Here is a 16,841-nt window from a genome sequence, read left to right on the forward strand (position 1 = left end):
TTTATATTTTTAAGCTGCTATATAAAAGCTAGACAAAGCTAGTCTTACTTTATTTCCTACTTCAACCGGAGCATGGGAGCGGTTATCCGTCAGTAGGCATTCACGCTTTAGCCAAACGCGATAGGTTTATTGCGGCATTTAGGTCACGGTCTAAGGAAAAGTTGCAATCAAAACATTCAAATATTCTGTCTGATAAAGTCAGCTTTTCTTTTTTACATCCGCAATTTGAGCAGGTTTTACTTGAGGCAAACCATCTATCTGATCTGATTAGCTGATTACCAAATTTCTCAGATTTATACGTTAGCTGGCGTTTAAATTCATGGAATCCACAATCTGCTATAGCACTAGCTAACTTGTGATTAGCCATCATGCCCTTTACGTTCAAGTCTTCTATTACTATCATCGCGTGGTTTTTGCATAAGTAATTAGTGACTTTGTGAAGTGTATCTTTTCGTAAGTTAGCTATTCTAGCATGATGTTTAGCCAACTTCATCCGAGCTTTAAATCGATTCTTGCTACCTTTTTTCTTCCTCGCTAATTGTTTAGACAAAAGCTTGAGTTTAGCTAATTCCTTGCGGTAGTGTTTGGGATTAGGAATCGTAACGCCCGTACTTAAAGTAAGCAAGGTTTTAACACCGACATCGCAGCCCACAACCTCATACTTTTTAGGTTCTGGGATATGTTCTTGTAAGGAGGCAAAAGCAATAAACCAATCATCGGCAGTGCGGGAAATCGTCAACTTAGAGGTTGTTACGTGCGGTAATCCTTCATAAGTTTTTACCCAACCAATTGTAGGCAACTTAACTGATGTGCCTCCCACCGCAAGGGGTTTACCACCAGCATCAATCGTAAACGAGTCGTCTTTGAATTTCTTTTTAAACTTAGGGTATTCGCCTAATTTTTGAAAATATCTGTCAAAAGCATGGCCTAAATTGTCAAAAGCATATTGAGTTACTTTCTGGCAAACTCCTTTTTCTTTAATCCATACACACTCAGGTTTGACATGATTGTTAAAGAACTTTTTGAGCAGATATTTATTAGGTTTAAGTCCTGCTTTATACAAATCATCCCATGCTGCCAATCCCCAATTAAAGGTATATCTAGCTAGTCCCGCGTGTTTCGCCATTAAGACTTTTTGCCTTTTATTCAATTTGAGCTTTGTCTTAATAGATAACAGCATTTTCTTTAACAATCAATGTTCTTTGATTTTAATAAGTTTTGTACAGGATTGTCCACTATTTGTTTCAGTTGATTTTGTACATTTTGAGTATAGGAGCGAGAACCGTAAAGACGGCAACTGAAGCAATGAACGATAGCTAAAAGGTCTTCTACTAATTCTTGATGTGGGCTAAGTGAGGCTTGGTTAGCAACTAAAATTTCACAACCATTTTCCTTAGCTAGAAACTCTATAAACTCAAAAGCAAAGCGACATAGGCGGTCTTTATGTGCAATTACGATTAATTCCACTTTACCCATAAGTACCATCTTCATGAGCTTGAGAAACTTCTTTCTTTTGAAATTAAGACCACCGCCTATCTCGCGTATTGTCTCGGTAATTTTTAGACCTCTGGCTAAACAAAAACTTTCCATTGCTTCTACTTAATTAGCCAGTTCAGGTTTTTGTCCATGCCCACTGACACGACAATAAATAAATATTTGCCGTTCCTCATCTTTAGGCTTCAGTCCTAAAGCTATCGACAAGTCGGACTTTGTGTAGTATCTTTGGTTCGTTAATGTCCGTTTTGCCTTTAATCTTCCTGCGTTATCCCATCTTTGAAGTGTCTTGACGGTTACGCCTATTTTCTCTGCAAATTGCTTAGGTTTGTACATGGTGATTATGATAGTCTTCACCACCATTGTCTACCTTTGTCTATCTATTTGTGTTCAAGCTTCACCTCTTTTTTACTTTAAAAAACTTGGAATTAGCCACCTTGATCAAGTATCTTAAATAATAAGACCATTTTGATCATAAAACTGTGACCAGTACCACTCAAGAACTACTCAAATTTTTTGAGCAATTACCAGAACTCGAACAGCAAGAAGTCGTTGTTGAAATTTTACGACGTACTCTTAACAAAGATTTACCTATCTTAACGGATGAAGAATTGGTTCTTAATGCAGAAGAACTATTTTTGAGCCTAGAGCAAAGTGAATCTGAAAATAATTAGTGATGTAAAACGGGGTGAGGTATGGCTTGTTGATCTGGGGTATGTGGCTAAGGTTAGACCTTGTCTTGTGATAAGTGTATCTGTATTAGACATCGATCGCGCTTTAGTTACTCTAGTCGCTCACACCACAAGTCCCAGAGGATCACGTTTTGAGGTGGCAATCAAAACTAATTTTTTACGAGCCGGTGTATTCGATGCTCAAAATCTAGTCACCATACCTTATGTCAAGTTAGTCAGAAAGTTAGGAATTCTTTCTGCTGAACAACTCTTTCAGGTAGAATCTTCGGTACGTCTTTGGCTTTCTTTGTAAAAAATTACTCCATCATCAAAGGAGATCCCCAACGATCTTGCGGTACAAATGTTCGCTCCATCGGAACCGATGCAACCGCTTCAGTTAAAGTAAATTCCCCTGCTTCGATCCACTGTTTTAACTCTACTGCAACTTGTCGAGAAAAAGAAATACTAGCGAGTGGTGCAGTTCTAACGCTTTTGCCTTCTATAGTGATTTTACCGCTTTTGAGTTGGGCATAAGTCACCAGTCCAAAGGTCGGACGAACACGCCTAGGAATCGAAAAATCGACCACTGGGGCAACAATTTCCTCATCCTGTACACTGCAATGACGAATCACTTCTTCATTTAAAACGGGAATTGGCACACCCACCCCTAACATCAATGATGCACCATAGTTTTTGAAATAACAGCCTCTTACCCATGTTGCATTCATTTGTTTTGCATCACCAATTAAAGCCAGTGTAGCAGCAGGACCGATCGGTGTACGATTAGGTAAGCGTTTTTGTAGGGGAAAATGTTGTGTACCTTCCCAAGCAATATAACCAATACCTCCTCCTAAAAAGATTCTCGTACCAATCCCAATAATTTGTAAATCTGGATCATTAAATAATGGAGAAATTGCACCAGGATTAGAATAAACAGCATTGAGTAATCTAGGATAAAGAAGACCAAGATAAGTATAAAGAGGTTTTTCGCCTCCATTGACTCCTACTATAAAATTTTGATAGAGATTTCGCGGATTAAACAGATAAAATTGATTGATCGAATCTTTGGTAATGATTGTTTCAAAAGAAGCTCTTGGATAACAATCCGTCATTTGTCCGATCGCTCTTAATTGTATCGTTTTTCCGGCGATTAGATCTTGGATTATATGTCCCCCACCTCGTTCGAGTTGACGGTTTTCTGATTCTATTGTTGTCTCTGGAAGACTATTATAATCTCCCATTGCACTCGCTCCTAAATAAATATCAACTGCACCAAAACCCGCATAAGCAGGGATTCCATCTAACCAACATTGACGTATTTTTATCGGGGGATCGGTATGCCCTAAATTGATTAACGCCCCTGAAGATTCCATCGGTTCAAAAGTTCCAGTACAGATGACATCAACTTGTTTAGCTGCTTGGGTTACACTAATTTCTTGTACTTTGCTTTTTAGTTCATCTGCTGTCCAAACAACGGCTTTTTTTTGCAGGATTTTTTCATTAATTTCAGCAATGGTTCTCATTCATTATTCCCATTTATTTAAAACATCTTTAATTAAAACTTCTTTTAACCAGATTTGACTCACAATTAATAAAGGAACTGCTAAAAATAAACCTAAAATTCCAAAAATTGTCCCGAAGAAAAGTTGACCTAATAAAATAAAACCTGGTAAAAGTACGGCGGGATAGGTGCTAAGTTTAGCAAATCTCGGATTATTATCTAATTTTTGAATAGCTAAATAACAATAAAAATATAAAAGGATTACTGCTGGTGGTTTCCAAGGTTCTTCGAGAAGTGCGATCGCAAGTGGCGGAATCACACTTAATCCGATCCCGATATTAGGAATAAAAGTTAAAATACCTGTTAAGATTGCCTGAGTTAATGCTAAAGGAATACCAAAAATTGATAAACCAATTAAACTAAAAAGGGTCATTAAACTCATATCAAAGGTAATTTCTTTAAGCCATCCTCGTAAAGCTTGATTACACATTTTTAAAATTTCATCAACTCTTTGACGATAAAAAGCTGGAAAAAGACGGATCAAACAATTGCGATAGGGTACTGGGTTAGCTAATAGCATTAGCGTTAGAGCAATTAATAGTATAGAACTAAGGAGAGTCCCCAAAGAACTATAAAAGATATTTAATCCACGACTTGCGATCTGTTGTAAAATCGGTTGTAACTGAGCAATAACTTGATCTACTGTGGGTAAAACTGCAACTAAATCAGGATCAAGACGAGTAATTAATTGATTTATATTCGTTGTTAGTTGATTAATGCCGCGAGGAACTAAATTAACTAATTGTTGAAATTGCCCCAAAAAAGAAGGAATAATTATTCCAAAAAGTCCGACTAAACTCAATAGTAGGACAACAATTGTGATTAAAATTGCGATTCCTCTTTTAATCCCTCTTCGTCGTATTGTTTCGACTAAAATATCAAGAGCATTCGCCAAAACAATCGCCATAAACAAAATAAGTAAAATTTGTCGAATTTGCCATGTAACATACAGACTAATTACAATAATGGCAAATCCAATCCATCTACCAAAACTCGATTTAGAGTCATTTGAGGGAACTGTCATAAATCTTAAATCAAAAAAAATTAGCTTTTTTCACGCCACCATAGAGCTAATCCCATCATAGTCGGAGGAACGCTAATTCCAAGCAAAGCATTTATTAAATTAGGTTCAAGTGGCAACAAACGACCACCATACTTGACTAAATAGGAAAGGATAGCCGATGCAATCAAGATTTTCAAGACAAAACTGAGTCGATCATTCATTATTCTAGTTTACTTTATAATAGTACACAATGATAAATGAAGCGTAAGGGTTTGGTCTGTAGGGGTTTGGTCTGTAAGGGTTTGGTCTCCAAACTCAGTATAAATAAGGATTTACTCATCAAAATCTAGAGATAATTTTAATAAAATGATGTAGAGGATTTGCTCTCTTGAAGGCTTGTAAAAAAGAGGATTTGGTTACCAAACCCCTACGCTTAATAATCGGATTTGGGGTTATGCTAAATCGGCTATAAATACCCTATACAAAAATGATTTATAGTGAATTTGCTCTTTTTAAGGATCGTAAAAAAGAGGCTTGAGAAACCAAACCCCCTACGCATCATTATAAAAAGATTTATTAATTGAGCTTACATTAATTTCTTTTTGATGAAGGCGACTAATTGAGACATTTGTTTCTTCATCTGAGACATTTCTAATTCTAATTGAGCGACTTTTGCTCTTAAAACTTGGATTTCTTCTCTTGAGTCGTCATTATTAGAACCCTGTGTACTATAAGCTGCCCTTTCTTCAGATTTCGCGTGTTTTTTCGCTTTCGACATCGCTTCTTTGATAGCTTCCACAAGCTGTTTTTGATCAAAGGGCTTTTCAATAAAAGCAAAATACTCGAACGGTTCGGGAATTTTTTCGATAACTTCTTCTTTTCGCCCAGACATCATTACCAGAGGAATAGACTTAAAGTGATATTCTTTTTGAATTTCTTGATATACTTCCCATCCACTCATTTTCGGTAAGAGGAAATCTAACATAATTAAGTTAGGCTGTTCTGATCGAATTAGATTATATCCTTCCAAGCCATCTTTAGCCTCAAGAACATCGAAGTTACCAACGGGTAACATATCTTTGACGTGCATTCTGATGACTTTACTATCATCAATAACTAGAATTTTATGGGTTGACACAATTAACTCCGCTCTAAGAGACAATTAACAAGGATTATCGCTAACCGCTAGATAGCAGGGAAATTGACTCATCTAAGAGGTAAAAAGCAATACAGGCTGTCTTTGTCTTTATTTTTCCCTTTATCAACACAAAAGTAACATACAAAAAAACCCCGATCAATTTCGAGGTTAGTGCTGTTGTAGGAGAACTCAATGTCAATGGGAGAGATACCGAAACAAATCTTGTAAGCTTAAATTCTGCTGTGTTGTTGTTTTTGTTATCTATAAATAATGTAACAAAAATATTACGGATTGTAAATAGCTCTTGACAGAAAATAATTTATTGATACAATAAGCCAAGCTTATCTCCTCACTCCATCAATCACGGGACGGATGCCCGAATCTTCAAAATAGCCAGGATTACCCACCCAGTTAAAGTCACTAATTCTGAGGTTAATCGAGCCTAGTTCCAGAACAGGATTATAACGAATCAGAAGACTATAAGTGCGACGACTCCACTCAATAAAGTAATCGGTTGTGATTTCTTGTCCTGTATCTAAGTTATAAGAAGTTTGAAAACCAATTCGCAAAGGTCCGACGATTTGTTGTGTAATCCCTAAAGTTAACACACTATCATCAACAAAGCGATCAAACAAAAAAGGCGATAACTCGTTATAAAAACCTTTACTATAAATAATATTAAAACCCGTATAGTCGAAGTAGGTCCGCGAAAAATGACCAAATTGACCAATTAAACCCACACTCGTCGTTAATGTCAATTGACTATCACCATTACTATAAAATCCAGCAACTCCGGTTACTCCTGTAATCAATTGTATATAAGGAACCACTGGCGTTGAAGTAAATCTTAAACCCGCTTGCGGTGTCGGTTCTAAGGGTAAACCCGCCCAAAGAAGAAACCCTTTTCCCACAGTTACAGCACTTTGAAAACGAGTTAAATTAATCGTTAGATCCGTATAATTAGTGGGTAATAAATCCAGACGATCGGTATCTGCATTAATATTCTGTAAAGACCCTTGATAACTCAGGGTAATTCCTGTATTTCCTAAAAAGTACGTCGGTGAAATAATAATAGCCCCGTAACTTTGTTCAACGGTTTGAAATCCTAATGAACCATTAAATAATCTTTCACGATAGTTATATTCCACATTAAGTAAATAAGGATTATTGATATCTCCAATTCTTTGACGAAATCGCAGTTTAGAGCGCACATTATCCGCAATATTATCTAAATTTAAACTCGAAAAAGAAGCTATACCCTGAAAATCAGTCCGACGAGCGATCGCAATATCTAAATCTGCCAATAAACCAAAAGACGACGGGGCAAAAATTCCCGTATCTTCATTATTAGGATTAGACTCAGGAAAAGAATCAGGAGATATCACCCTTTGAATGAGATATTGAGGATTAAGCTGAAAACTAACTCTAGGCGTATCAATAAGCGAAAAATTACGCTGAATAAATAAACCACCGCGATCGCGTCCATCATAACCAATTGTATAAGCATTGGGGCGACGATTGCGACGATCAAACAACTGACGATTTTGAAAAGTTGGAACGGAAAATCTATCATCGAAAACCACCCGCGAATCACTTAAGGTCAATTCATCGACTAAAGGTTCAATATTGCGAAAGCTGGCTGTTTTTGCGCGTATTTCCAATTCTGGCGGCGAAAACGGATCATTAGTAATTCTCATATCCGTTGCATTCCACACCCCACCCTCAAACTCTAAACGATCAGCTTGATAGCGGAGTCGGTTAACCGATCCCCCTGAGATAGATCTTAAAGGTTTTTGACCGATAATATTGGGACGACTACCATAAACAAACTGATAACCTTCATTGGTGGTAATACGTTGTAAAGGTTGATTTGCCGTCAAACGATCGCCTAAAACCTGAAAAGAAGCAGCACCCGCACTCGCATCACCAGGTAAAGTAGTAGCAAAATCTTCTTGCGCTGATGGTTGGTAAACCTCTCCATTTGCATTAAATACCACACCGCTATCTTGTACTAAATAATACTCGAAGCGATCGCCACGTAAAACTTGTTGTCCCCTCGTTAGAATAACATTTCCATCAGCAACGGCTAATTTTTCGGTTAGATTAACTTGTAAACGATCTGCGGTGATAACTCCATTCGTAAAGCGCATCGTCACATTACCCCGCGCTGTGATCACTTTCTGTTGTTCATCAAATTCTTGATAATCTGAAATTAATTCAATCTCGGTGACTTCATCAGTTGTGGGATCATTTTGTAGGGTTTTTCGGATTGTACTTGATGATTGAGTTACTAAGGGGACTTCCCATTCTTTTGTTTCTCCCGTTTGTTTGGCAGTTACAATAATCTTAGCAATTTTGTTATTTTGGACTGTTGTCGCCTGATTTAAGCCAAAAATAACGGCTTTTTCTTCATTTGATACAGTATTTGGCGGAGTTACTCTAGAATTTTGGTCTGGTTTTAGAAGTGATGCGTCTCCTTCATTTGAAAGTGGCGGTACACTATTGGGTAAGTTAGGAATGGCTTGAGGTAAATCGTAATAAAATTCGACTACTCCTGAAGCTGGATTAACATCAAGTAATGATGGATTTTGGCTCTTGTCATTGGGAACAGCTTGAGCAATGAGATAATGTTGAGGGGCATTAACCGTAACAGGTTGAGGAATAGTAACGGGGATAAGCGGCAACCAAAATAAAGTCATCTTTTCAAACGTCGGTTTTAGAGCAGGATATGCGATCGCTTATCTTTGAGCAAACCAAAGTCAGACACAAGAGAAACAATCTATCTAGACGAAAAAACTTTGAGTATTTGTTCCTTTTTCGCGTTGCCTGATCAACTGTATCACTCCTGTTGTTTATTTTCAAAGATCTCTTTACTCATTTTCGCCGATACCAATGGGCTAATTGAGTGGGAGAAATGCCCAGATAATAACCTATAATTATCATTTGATTGATTATCGTGGTTCGCCAAACTCCTAATTTTTGCCAGCGTCGTCCAGATGTGACAACAGACTGAGAAACGATGAAAATTTTACCTCTTTTTTTTAAGCGTCCTATCAACTCAAAATCTTCCATAATAGGCATTGGTGCAAATCCTCCCATTTCTCTAAAAACCGACGATTTTAGGAAAATTCCTTGATCTCCATAGGGAAGAGAGAGAAAACGCGATCGCATTTTTACCATTGTTTCAATCCATCGTAATGATTTTTCCTCCCCATCAATGGCTAATTCAAAAGCACCAGCAATTACGTTAGGATCACAGAATGTTTGAGTGATTGCTTCTGGATATTTTTCGGGTAAACGAGTATCAGCATGGAGAAATAACAAGATCTCGCCTGTCGCAACGGATGCACCTAGATTCATTTGTAAGGCGCGACCTTTTGCTTTTTGGGGGCATAAAATGACCTGAATACCAAGTTTTTGGACGATTTCAACGGTTTTATCTTGGCTACCTCCATCGACGACAATGATTTCAATATCTTTATTCCCGATGAGAGGAGATAGAGTTGTTTCGATTTGATCGGCTTCGTTTAAAACGGGAATAATAATACTAAGGGAATTCATCAATATGACTAAAGATTGATATTATGGATTTTTCGTGAAAGTTTCTGATTTTTTACTCTTATGGTGTAATGTGTATCAGAATTTTAATAAGAGACTGCGTTATCTTAGTATTAGGGTCAACGATTTGGTAATAACCATGACTAATGTAACTCGATCTTCTGCTCTTGAACATGAGCAAAATCTTTGGGAAAATTTAAAACAAGCGATCGCCGCTAGTTCTGGGTTTAAACGCTGGCAAGAAGAACAAGAAGTCATCGGTACACTGCCCTGCAAAGACAGTGCCTGCGATGATCGCCCAGTCGCAGTGAATGAGCAAATCAAAGAAGATAATTTAGATGAGCGAGTCAATAGCTATTTACGCGAAACTCTAGAAGCATTAGCTTATTAAATAGTATTCTCACAAAATCAGGCAAGATGGGACAAGGCAACTTGAACATTTTGCCGTACTGAGTGAGCCGAAATCTGTAAAGCTTTTTTTTCCGATTCCGTAAGATTGACTTCTAAAATCGATTCTACGCCCCGACAACCCAAACGACAGGGTACTCCTAAAAAAATATCTTCTAAGCCGTATTCTCCCTCTAAATAGGCGGCTGTGGGCAATAAACGAGACTGATTCCGTAAAATAGCTTCAATCATAAGACAAGCTGAGGAAGCCGGAGCATAATACGCCCCACCCGTCTGAAGTAATTTAACAATTTCTGCGCCGCCATTACGAGTTCGTTCTACTATACGATTAATCGTCGCTTCTTCCATTAATTCGGTAATCGGTACACCACTCACGGTACAATAACGCGGCAAGGGTAACATCAGATCCCCATGTCCTCCTAACACCATAGCATGAACATCGGCGGCTAATACCCCCAATTCCATCGCAATAAACGTTTGTAAGCGCGATGAGTCTAAAACACCTGCCATTCCCATTACTCTTGCTGGTGGAAGTTTGATCGTTTGCCAAACTAAATACGTCATCACATCGAGGGGGTTGGTAATGACGATAAAAATCGCATCAGGTGAGTAAATAAAGGCTTTTTGTGCCGCTTCAACGACAATTTTAGCGTTAACATTCATCAAATCGTCTCGTGTCATACCTGGTTTTCTCGCTAAACCTGCGGTGATGACAACAATATTAGAACCAGAGGTATCGGCATAATCATTCGTGCCAATTATTTGACAATCGTGCGATTCTATGCTTTGAGCTTCCATCAAATCAAGGGCGACACCTTGGGGTAATCCTTCTACAATATCTAAAAGAACGACATCGGCTAAATTTTTGAGAGCGATGCGATGTGCTAAAGATCTCCCCACATTCCCCGCACCAATGACAGAGACGAGGGGAGACTGACAAGGAATTAGCAGATTAGACATTTTTTATTCGGTAGGTTCAATTTGATCTAGTCTGAGCCAAACATTGGGAGTCGGAACATAAAATTTAATTAGGGCGTATTCATCGTTCATGTCTACGACTTCCCCCTTACTGTTGAACAAATAAGCGGGAAAGTGGCTATCACTAGCTTTTGCTTCTAAGCTCTTGTCTAGTTTGTCTCGAACAACGCGAACTAATGCCCCTTTTTTGATTGTAGCTGCCATAATTGTTAGGTTTCGTGTTTCTGTTGTACTTTTTATACAAATTGTTACACAGTTTGGCTTAGACTGTTTCAACCAGTTCTAAGTCTTTTATTTCTCTAGATGCTTGGACTAATGATAATAAAATTCCATTTTGTTCGGTTCCATTAACGCTTAAATCACTGTGACATAAAATAATTTTTTCGGTGGCGCGTCCTAATAAATCTTTTACAATACGTTGTAAACGCTCTTGATCGGCTATTTCTTGATCTTCTGGTGTCCAAACTTGATTAGACCTATTGCGTAAAAATAAAGGCGCACCATATAATGTAGCTGCTCCTCCTTTTGGCCACAGTGGAGAGGCTGTATCTAACCAAAATTGCCAACGATGAACCGATCGCCATGATCGATACTGGAATATATTCGATAAAATTACGCCTCCTTTATTATTGTTGTAATTTTTCACTGGATAAGGATTAGCCGTAATTGTCCCTCGATGTAATAATTGAATAAATGAACAAATCGTATCTGTGGATGATTGGAAACTAGGTTCATTTTGCCGTAATCTGCGATCGACTTCCCAGTAATGTTGTGCGGTTTCCATCAATTCTCGTAGTACGGCTAGTTCAAAAAATGTTCGCTCTTTACCTTTATTAATAAACTGTTTTATGGCACGATCTAAAATCATGATCGGTGTGAAGCGCGATCGTAATTCTTTAATCTCATTGATCCATTGTTCTATATTCTGATAAGCTGTTGCTGCACGATAGCCTAAACGATCCCATCTTCCAAAGGTTTCTAAAGGTAAAAGTGATGGATGTTCTGGATCAACATGATAACAATAATCAGCGATTAAACCGGCTCTCACGGGATCAATATTCGCTGATGTTGAGGTTTTATCACTCAAAATAACTAACATTTCAGCGACTGCATCTTGTGTCACCAAACGTCCTAAACCAGGATAAATTAAAGCTAAAAGGGTTAAGGTTGCGCGTACCAAAGGAGAACTATTTAAAGGACGTTGTTCATTAAGAGGTTGTACGGGAATATTTTCTTTAGTTAAAGTATCGATGAAGCTATAACGGGCAATTTCATCTAAACCAGGTGCAATAATAACGATATCAGCAGGGTTGATGTGTTCTTGTTTAATAGCATGAATAATAGTTTGTGCGGTTTTTTTTAATAAGTCAGCACGAGAAATCGTTTGTATTGATTCTATTTTATTGGGTAAATTCGTTAGATAAATTGGCTCAGTAATATACTGGATAATTGTTTCTTCAAATTCGGTTGCTAATCCTTGAGACTCGACGAGGTTTTTTATTTGACATTTTGCTCTTAATGTGTATATATAATCTGGATCTGCATTTAATCCGAGACGGATTTTACCATCTGGGTTAAAGGTAAAAACACCGTAAGCATTTTGATCTAAGAGAAAATCGAATAAATTCTTCGCAATTGCGGGATAATCGTCTACATCATCGGCGAAAACGGCTTGAAAACGTCGGGTTAACTGATTTTCATATTTCGGATGGGGTAACAAAAATTGCCAGTACAGATCATAAATAATTCCATAGCTAAGAAGTCCTCTGTCTAAGCACCATTTGCGCCAAATGTCAAGAAATTCGCCCGCTTTTTTGATACCTTGTTCAGGATCGATCGCTTTTAAGATTGCTTGATCTTCATTAGATAGACCATTATCGAGTATTATGGGGATATCTTCAAGAGAAACCCCACTCGCACCCGCTAACTGTAATAAGTCTAATACTGTTCGCACCAAACGAGATTCACTGATTCCGGTGGGAGGATTGGGAAAATGCAAGCGCCATAAACGGGTTGCTAATTCTTGTTCAGTTTCGGGACGTAGACGGAGGGGAAATTGAGCTTTAAGATTGAGTTGTTCAAACAATAAAGGCCAAAATAGCATTACTTCGTCTGTGATGAATCCTAGAGGAGTTTTACACAACACAGGATAGCTACCCGAAACAGAAGCAGAGAGTAAATCCACGAGTATTTTACGATTATCGTCATTAGCTGAGAAAACTAATACTGATGCTGCGAGTTGTTCTGCGAGATTCTCTGTTTTAGAGTTTAGCGGGTTTAAACTGCGTTTTTCTAAAACCCATTGACGAAATGAATTGACTAAATAAGTTGTTTTTCCACTGCGAGTTATTCCATTTATCCACAAGGGAGAAGAAGAGCGGCTTATATTGTCGAATTTTTCTGTTAACATATCATATACATAGAATAAAAAATGGTTGATGAGTTGTTTGTTATTTCACATCGGACAGACTTTCTCAGTTAAGCAAAATTGTTGAATTTTTCCTCCTTTAGTTCGATACATTAAAGCGAATTATCTATCTTAATTAAATTTTAGAAGTTTGAGGTTAAATGTTAGTGTTGCTATGATCGGAAGTTTTATTCAAACAATTATTCAATGGTATGCTAAAACCCCGGAAAGATCATTAGATCAAGCTTATCGAGCCGCTTTAAAAATTAAGGAGATTGAAGATAAATATTTCAATGGACAAAAAGTATCAAAAGAATTTACTAATTATGGGGATTCTGTAGTAAGTTCTTTTAGAACAGAAGTCAAGGGTTTTTTACAAATCATTAAAATTAGAAAGGCTGAATATGAAACGAGTCGGTTTATTGGTATTTTAGCAAATTTAGTAAACATTCGTCCAAGATTTAGAGATAGTGAGACTCAGTTGGGTGAGATTGATCATGATTTACTGATGTTTGAGCAACTTAAATTTGTTGATGAAATTTTAGCTAAGTATCGAGTTAAAGAGATTTATGTTACTGATAATAGTAGTTTAAGTCGTGTTGATTCTGCTTCTATTAGAAATCAAGCTAATTTTTCAGCTAAAAGTCGAGCTTTATTTGATTTTATGGAAAATAGCTCTGATTATAATGAGAGGAAAAATCTGTCAAAAGTAACAGATAAATCGGGTGTTTTACCTCGTTCTTTTTTAAATACAATTAATAAAATTAAACAAGATATTGATCCGAAATCTGTAGAAAGCGAAGAAGCAGTTTTACAAAGATATCGATTTTCTCGTTATCAGACGGGAATGTCGATTAAGTTTTTACTTTTAATAATCATTGTTCCTTTATTAACTCATCAAGTCACCAAAACTTTTTTGATTAATCCGATAGTTAGACAATATTCTCAAAATCATGAGCAAGTTATTTTTATAAATAAAGATTATGAAGAAGAAGCTTTTGTGGAATTAAGACAGTTTGAAGAATCATTACATTTTAAAGGTTTAATTGGACTCACTCCAAAGCTATCATTAGAAGAAGTTGAAACATCAGTTAAACAAAAAGCCGAAGAAATTTCCGAGGAATATCGTCATCGTGGTACGGATGCGATCGCTAACGTTTTTGCAGATTTACTTTCCGTTGTAGCGTTTGGTATTGTAATTGTTTTTAGTCGCAGAGAAATCGAAATTGTTAAAGGCTTTTTAGATGGAATAGTTTACAATTTAAGTGATTCAGCTAAAGCATTTTTGATTATTCTTTTTACAGATATGTTTGTTGGTTTCCACTCTCCTCATGGTTGGGAAATTATTTTAGAAAATACAGCACGCCATTTCGGTTTATCAGAAAGTCGTGATTTTAATTTCCTTTTTATTGCTACTTTTCCCGTGATTTTGGATACTGTCTTAAAATATTGGATTTTCCGCTATCTTAATCGTATTTCTCCGTCGGCGGTGGCGACTTATCGTAATATGAATGAATGATGAATATAAAAGGGTTTGGATACCAAACCCCTACATAATAAATCATTAAATTGGTGATTAATAGGGTAGAAAGACCAAACCCTTACATCAATTATGCTATTACTAAAAAGTCAGCGTTAGTGGGAAGCAAAGCGGGATCTAGGAGCGCAAACTGAGTCGCTGCGGTTGCACCAACACCATCCACATCGAAGAATAAACCGCCAGTAGTAGAATTATAAATCACGCGATGGTCTGCCGTAGTTGCCGCAGAACCGATAATAAATTGATTTGCAGCAAGTGTACCTATTGCTAACCCACCGGCAAAACCTGACGCGCTTAGAACAATGGTATCATCAACAACTTTGAAATCGGTAATAATATCGATGCCTTCCGATGGTGCATTAAAGATAAATTGATCTAGTCCACCACCACCAGTAAGATTATCTATTCCATCGCCACCAGTAAGAACATCATTACCCGTTCCTCCCAATAGTGTATCATTGCCAAGACCACCATTTAAGACATCACTTCCCCCGGCTGCGGTAATTTTATCGTTTCCTCCACTACCAGAGATGGTATCGTTGCCCTCACCAGTTGTTATATCATCCTTAGCTTGTGTACCAGTGATAGAAAAACGCTCGATGTTGGAAAAATTCACCTGGTCATAATTGCTAGTATTGTAGTATGCGGAGTAATAACCGTTGAATCCTCCTGCACCATTGGTGTTGATATTAGTGCTAATGCCAGCTTGTGGAGAGTTTCCCGTATATGTATTACTAGAATAATCAATAATTAGCAGATCGTTTCCATTATCTCCATCAACGGTATCATTTCCTAATCCTGAGTTAATCGTGTCATTCCCACTACCCGTATTAATAGTGTTATTAAAGCGTTGGGTAAAGCTAATTGTATCATTGGCGCTACCAGTGGTTAGGTTGGTAAAGTATTCAACATTTGATATGTTAGTACCATCAGCTAGAGTAATTGGGGTAATGCCTGTATCATTAATACTTAATGCCGTAGTTGCCGCACTAAAATTAGCATCGACCAGTATATCAGTTCCAGTTCCACCATCAATAATGTTAATTCCTAAACCGGCTGTAATGGTATCATTTCCTGCACCACTAGATATCGTATCGTTACCATCCCCGGTTCTGATGTTATCATTGGCGACTGTACCCGTAATCAAAAAGCGCTCGATGTTGGAAAAGTTAACTAAGTTATAGTTGCCAGTATTGTAGTATGCAGAATAAGAACCGTTGAACCCTCCTGCACCATTATTGTAGATATAAGTATTGATACCAGCTTGTGGAGAGGTTCCTTGATAAAGATTGCTAGAATAATTGACAACTAATACATCGTTTCCAGTTCCTCCATCAACGTTATCATTTCCATTCCCTGAATTAATCGTGTCATCACCACTACCAGTATTAATAGTGTTATTGAAGCTTTGGCTAAAGCTGATTGTATCATTAGCACTACCTGTTGTTAGGTTGGTGAAGTATTCGATATTTGATATGTTAGTACCATCAGCTAGGGTAATGACGATTGCACCAGTATCATTAATAGTTAATGCCGTAGTTGCCGAACTAAAGTTAGCATCGACTAGAATATCAGTTCCAGTTCCTCCATCGATAATATTGATGCCAATACCCCCATTAATAGTGTCATTTCCTGCACCCCCATTAATGGTATCGTTACCAGCCCCTGTGCTGATATTATCATTGACAAGTGTACCAGTAATCAAAAAGCGCTCGATGTTGGAAAAGCTAACTTGGTCATAGTTGGAATTTCTATTATAGTAGGCTCCGTAAGAACCGTTGAATCCTCCTGCACCATTACTATAAATAGAAGTGCCGATGCCAGCTTGTGGAGATGTTCCCGTGTATGTATTACTAGAATAATCGACAATTAATACATCGTTTCCAGTTCCTCCATCGACGGTATCAATTCCATTTCCTGAGTTAATTGTATCGTCGTTACTGCTTGTATTGATGCTTTGATTCAAGCGTTGTGTGTAGCTGATGGTGTCATTTCCGCTACCAGTAGTGAGGTTAGTAAAATATTCAAAATTCGATATACTTGTACCATTAGACAGAGTAATCGGAGTCTGCGTACTTCCAGT

15 protein-coding genes and 1 pseudogene are annotated in these 16,841 nt (G+C 37.5%); 4 read left to right on the forward strand and 12 right to left on the reverse strand.

Going from position 1 to position 16,841, the window contains the following annotated elements; translation table 11 throughout:
• Positions 1-100: 100 nt before the first annotated feature.
• Positions 101-1,180: an RNA-guided endonuclease InsQ/TnpB family protein gene (locus C7H19_RS13385; RefSeq protein ID WP_106457383.1), complete on the reverse strand. Its 1,080-nt coding sequence runs from the start codon at positions 1,178-1,180 to the stop codon at positions 101-103.
• Between the two features lie 5 nt (positions 1,181-1,185).
• Positions 1,186-1,830 (reverse strand): annotated as a pseudogene (locus C7H19_RS13390) (IS607 family transposase).
• Positions 1,831-1,976: 146 nt separating this feature from the next.
• Between C7H19_RS13390 and C7H19_RS13395 the strand changes: the two are divergent.
• Together C7H19_RS13395 and C7H19_RS13400 are read left to right on the forward strand one after the other, a co-directional pair.
• Positions 1,977-2,168 carry a hypothetical protein gene (locus tag C7H19_RS13395; protein ID WP_106457384.1) on the forward strand — a complete coding sequence of 64 codons (192 nt, stop codon included), beginning with the start codon at positions 1,977-1,979 and terminating at the stop codon, positions 2,166-2,168.
• Positions 2,149-2,478 (forward strand): type II toxin-antitoxin system PemK/MazF family toxin, encoded by a 330-nt coding sequence (locus C7H19_RS13400; RefSeq protein ID WP_245927501.1) that lies wholly within the window; start codon positions 2,149-2,151, stop codon positions 2,476-2,478. Before C7H19_RS13395 ends, C7H19_RS13400 begins: the two co-directional genes overlap by 20 nt.
• 4 nt (positions 2,479-2,482) lie before the next feature.
• Here the strand turns inward: C7H19_RS13400 and C7H19_RS13405 are convergent, their stop codons facing one another.
• The 6 genes from C7H19_RS13405 to C7H19_RS13430 form a co-directional block, all read right to left on the reverse strand.
• The gene (locus C7H19_RS13405; RefSeq protein WP_106457385.1) at positions 2,483-3,688 is read right to left on the reverse strand and encodes a homocysteine biosynthesis protein; all 1,206 of its coding nucleotides are present in this window, start codon (positions 3,686-3,688) and stop codon (positions 2,483-2,485) included.
• 3 nt (positions 3,689-3,691) lie between these two features.
• The gene (locus tag C7H19_RS13410; protein WP_106457386.1) at positions 3,692-4,750 is read right to left on the reverse strand and encodes an AI-2E family transporter; all 1,059 of its coding nucleotides are present in this window, start codon (positions 4,748-4,750) and stop codon (positions 3,692-3,694) included.
• Positions 4,751-4,770: 20 nt separating this feature from the next.
• Positions 4,771-4,950, reverse strand: a complete 180-nt coding sequence (locus C7H19_RS13415) for a hypothetical protein (protein WP_245927503.1) — start codon at positions 4,948-4,950, stop codon at positions 4,771-4,773.
• 365 nt (positions 4,951-5,315) lie between these two features.
• Entirely contained in the window at positions 5,316-5,867 is a 552-nt protein-coding gene (locus C7H19_RS13420; protein ID WP_106457388.1) for a response regulator, read from the reverse strand.
• Between the two features lie 341 nt (positions 5,868-6,208).
• Entirely contained in the window at positions 6,209-8,566 is a 2,358-nt protein-coding gene (locus C7H19_RS13425) for a DUF3769 domain-containing protein (protein ID WP_106457389.1), read from the reverse strand.
• A 175-nt stretch (positions 8,567-8,741) separates the two neighbouring features.
• Positions 8,742-9,428, reverse strand: a complete 687-nt coding sequence (locus C7H19_RS13430; protein WP_106457390.1) for a TIGR04283 family arsenosugar biosynthesis glycosyltransferase — start codon at positions 9,426-9,428, stop codon at positions 8,742-8,744.
• 136 nt (positions 9,429-9,564) lie between these two features.
• Between C7H19_RS13430 and C7H19_RS13435 the strand changes: the two genes are divergently transcribed.
• Positions 9,565-9,816, forward strand: coding sequence for a hypothetical protein (locus C7H19_RS13435; protein WP_106457391.1), 252 nt, complete (start codon positions 9,565-9,567; stop codon positions 9,814-9,816).
• Between the two features lie 17 nt (positions 9,817-9,833).
• Here C7H19_RS13435 and mdh read toward each other — a convergent pair whose 3' ends face one another.
• Genes mdh through C7H19_RS13450 form a run of 3 tightly spaced genes read right to left on the reverse strand, consistent with a single transcriptional unit; the run spans position 9,834 to position 13,221 of the window.
• A complete protein-coding gene (mdh, locus tag C7H19_RS13440; protein ID WP_106457392.1) occupies positions 9,834-10,793 on the reverse strand; it encodes a malate dehydrogenase in 960 nt (319 codons plus the stop codon).
• Positions 10,794-10,796: 3 nt separating this feature from the next.
• Positions 10,797-11,015, reverse strand: a complete 219-nt coding sequence (gene ndhO / locus C7H19_RS13445; RefSeq protein ID WP_106457393.1) for an NAD(P)H-quinone oxidoreductase subunit O — start codon at positions 11,013-11,015, stop codon at positions 10,797-10,799.
• 58 nt (positions 11,016-11,073) lie between these two features.
• A complete protein-coding gene (locus tag C7H19_RS13450) occupies positions 11,074-13,221 on the reverse strand; it encodes a PD-(D/E)XK nuclease family protein (RefSeq protein ID WP_106457394.1) in 2,148 nt (715 codons plus the stop codon).
• 172 nt (positions 13,222-13,393) lie between these two features.
• On the opposite strand from C7H19_RS13450, the gene C7H19_RS13455 reads away from it, so the two are divergent.
• Positions 13,394-14,737, forward strand: coding sequence for a proton extrusion protein PcxA (locus C7H19_RS13455; protein WP_106457395.1), 1,344 nt, complete (start codon positions 13,394-13,396; stop codon positions 14,735-14,737).
• 91 nt (positions 14,738-14,828) lie between these two features.
• On the opposite strand, the gene C7H19_RS13460 is transcribed toward C7H19_RS13455, so the two are convergent.
• Positions 14,829-16,841 (reverse strand): beta strand repeat-containing protein (locus tag C7H19_RS13460; RefSeq protein WP_146136516.1); only part of this gene is annotated, 2,013 nt, incomplete at its 5' end.

Source organism: Aphanothece hegewaldii CCALA 016 (assembly GCF_003007785.1).
GTDB lineage: Bacteria > Cyanobacteriota > Cyanobacteriia > Cyanobacteriales > Microcystaceae > Chroococcus > Chroococcus hegewaldii.

Coding starts and splice junctions, on each gene's coding strand:
- C7H19_RS13385 (WP_106457383.1), bottom strand. CDS start 1,180: ATGCTGTTATCTATTAAGACAAAGCTCAAATTGAATAAAAGGCAAAAA.
- C7H19_RS13405 (WP_106457385.1), bottom strand. CDS start 3,688: ATGAGAACCATTGCTGAAATTAATGAAAAAATCCTGCAAAAAAAAGCC.
- C7H19_RS13410 (WP_106457386.1), bottom strand. CDS start 4,750: ATGACAGTTCCCTCAAATGACTCTAAATCGAGTTTTGGTAGATGGATT.
- C7H19_RS13415 (WP_245927503.1), bottom strand. CDS start 4,950: ATGAATGATCGACTCAGTTTTGTCTTGAAAATCTTGATTGCATCGGCT.
- C7H19_RS13425 (WP_106457389.1), bottom strand. CDS start 8,566: ATGACTTTATTTTGGTTGCCGCTTATCCCCGTTACTATTCCTCAACCT.
- C7H19_RS13430 (WP_106457390.1), bottom strand. CDS start 9,428: ATGAATTCCCTTAGTATTATTATTCCCGTTTTAAACGAAGCCGATCAA.
- C7H19_RS13435 (WP_106457391.1), top strand. CDS start 9,565: ATGACTAATGTAACTCGATCTTCTGCTCTTGAACATGAGCAAAATCTT.
- mdh (WP_106457392.1), bottom strand. CDS start 10,793: ATGTCTAATCTGCTAATTCCTTGTCAGTCTCCCCTCGTCTCTGTCATT.
- ndhO (WP_106457393.1), bottom strand. CDS start 11,015: ATGGCAGCTACAATCAAAAAAGGGGCATTAGTTCGCGTTGTTCGAGAC.
- C7H19_RS13450 (WP_106457394.1), bottom strand. CDS start 13,221: ATGTTAACAGAAAAATTCGACAATATAAGCCGCTCTTCTTCTCCCTTG.
- C7H19_RS13455 (WP_106457395.1), top strand. CDS start 13,394: ATGATCGGAAGTTTTATTCAAACAATTATTCAATGGTATGCTAAAACC.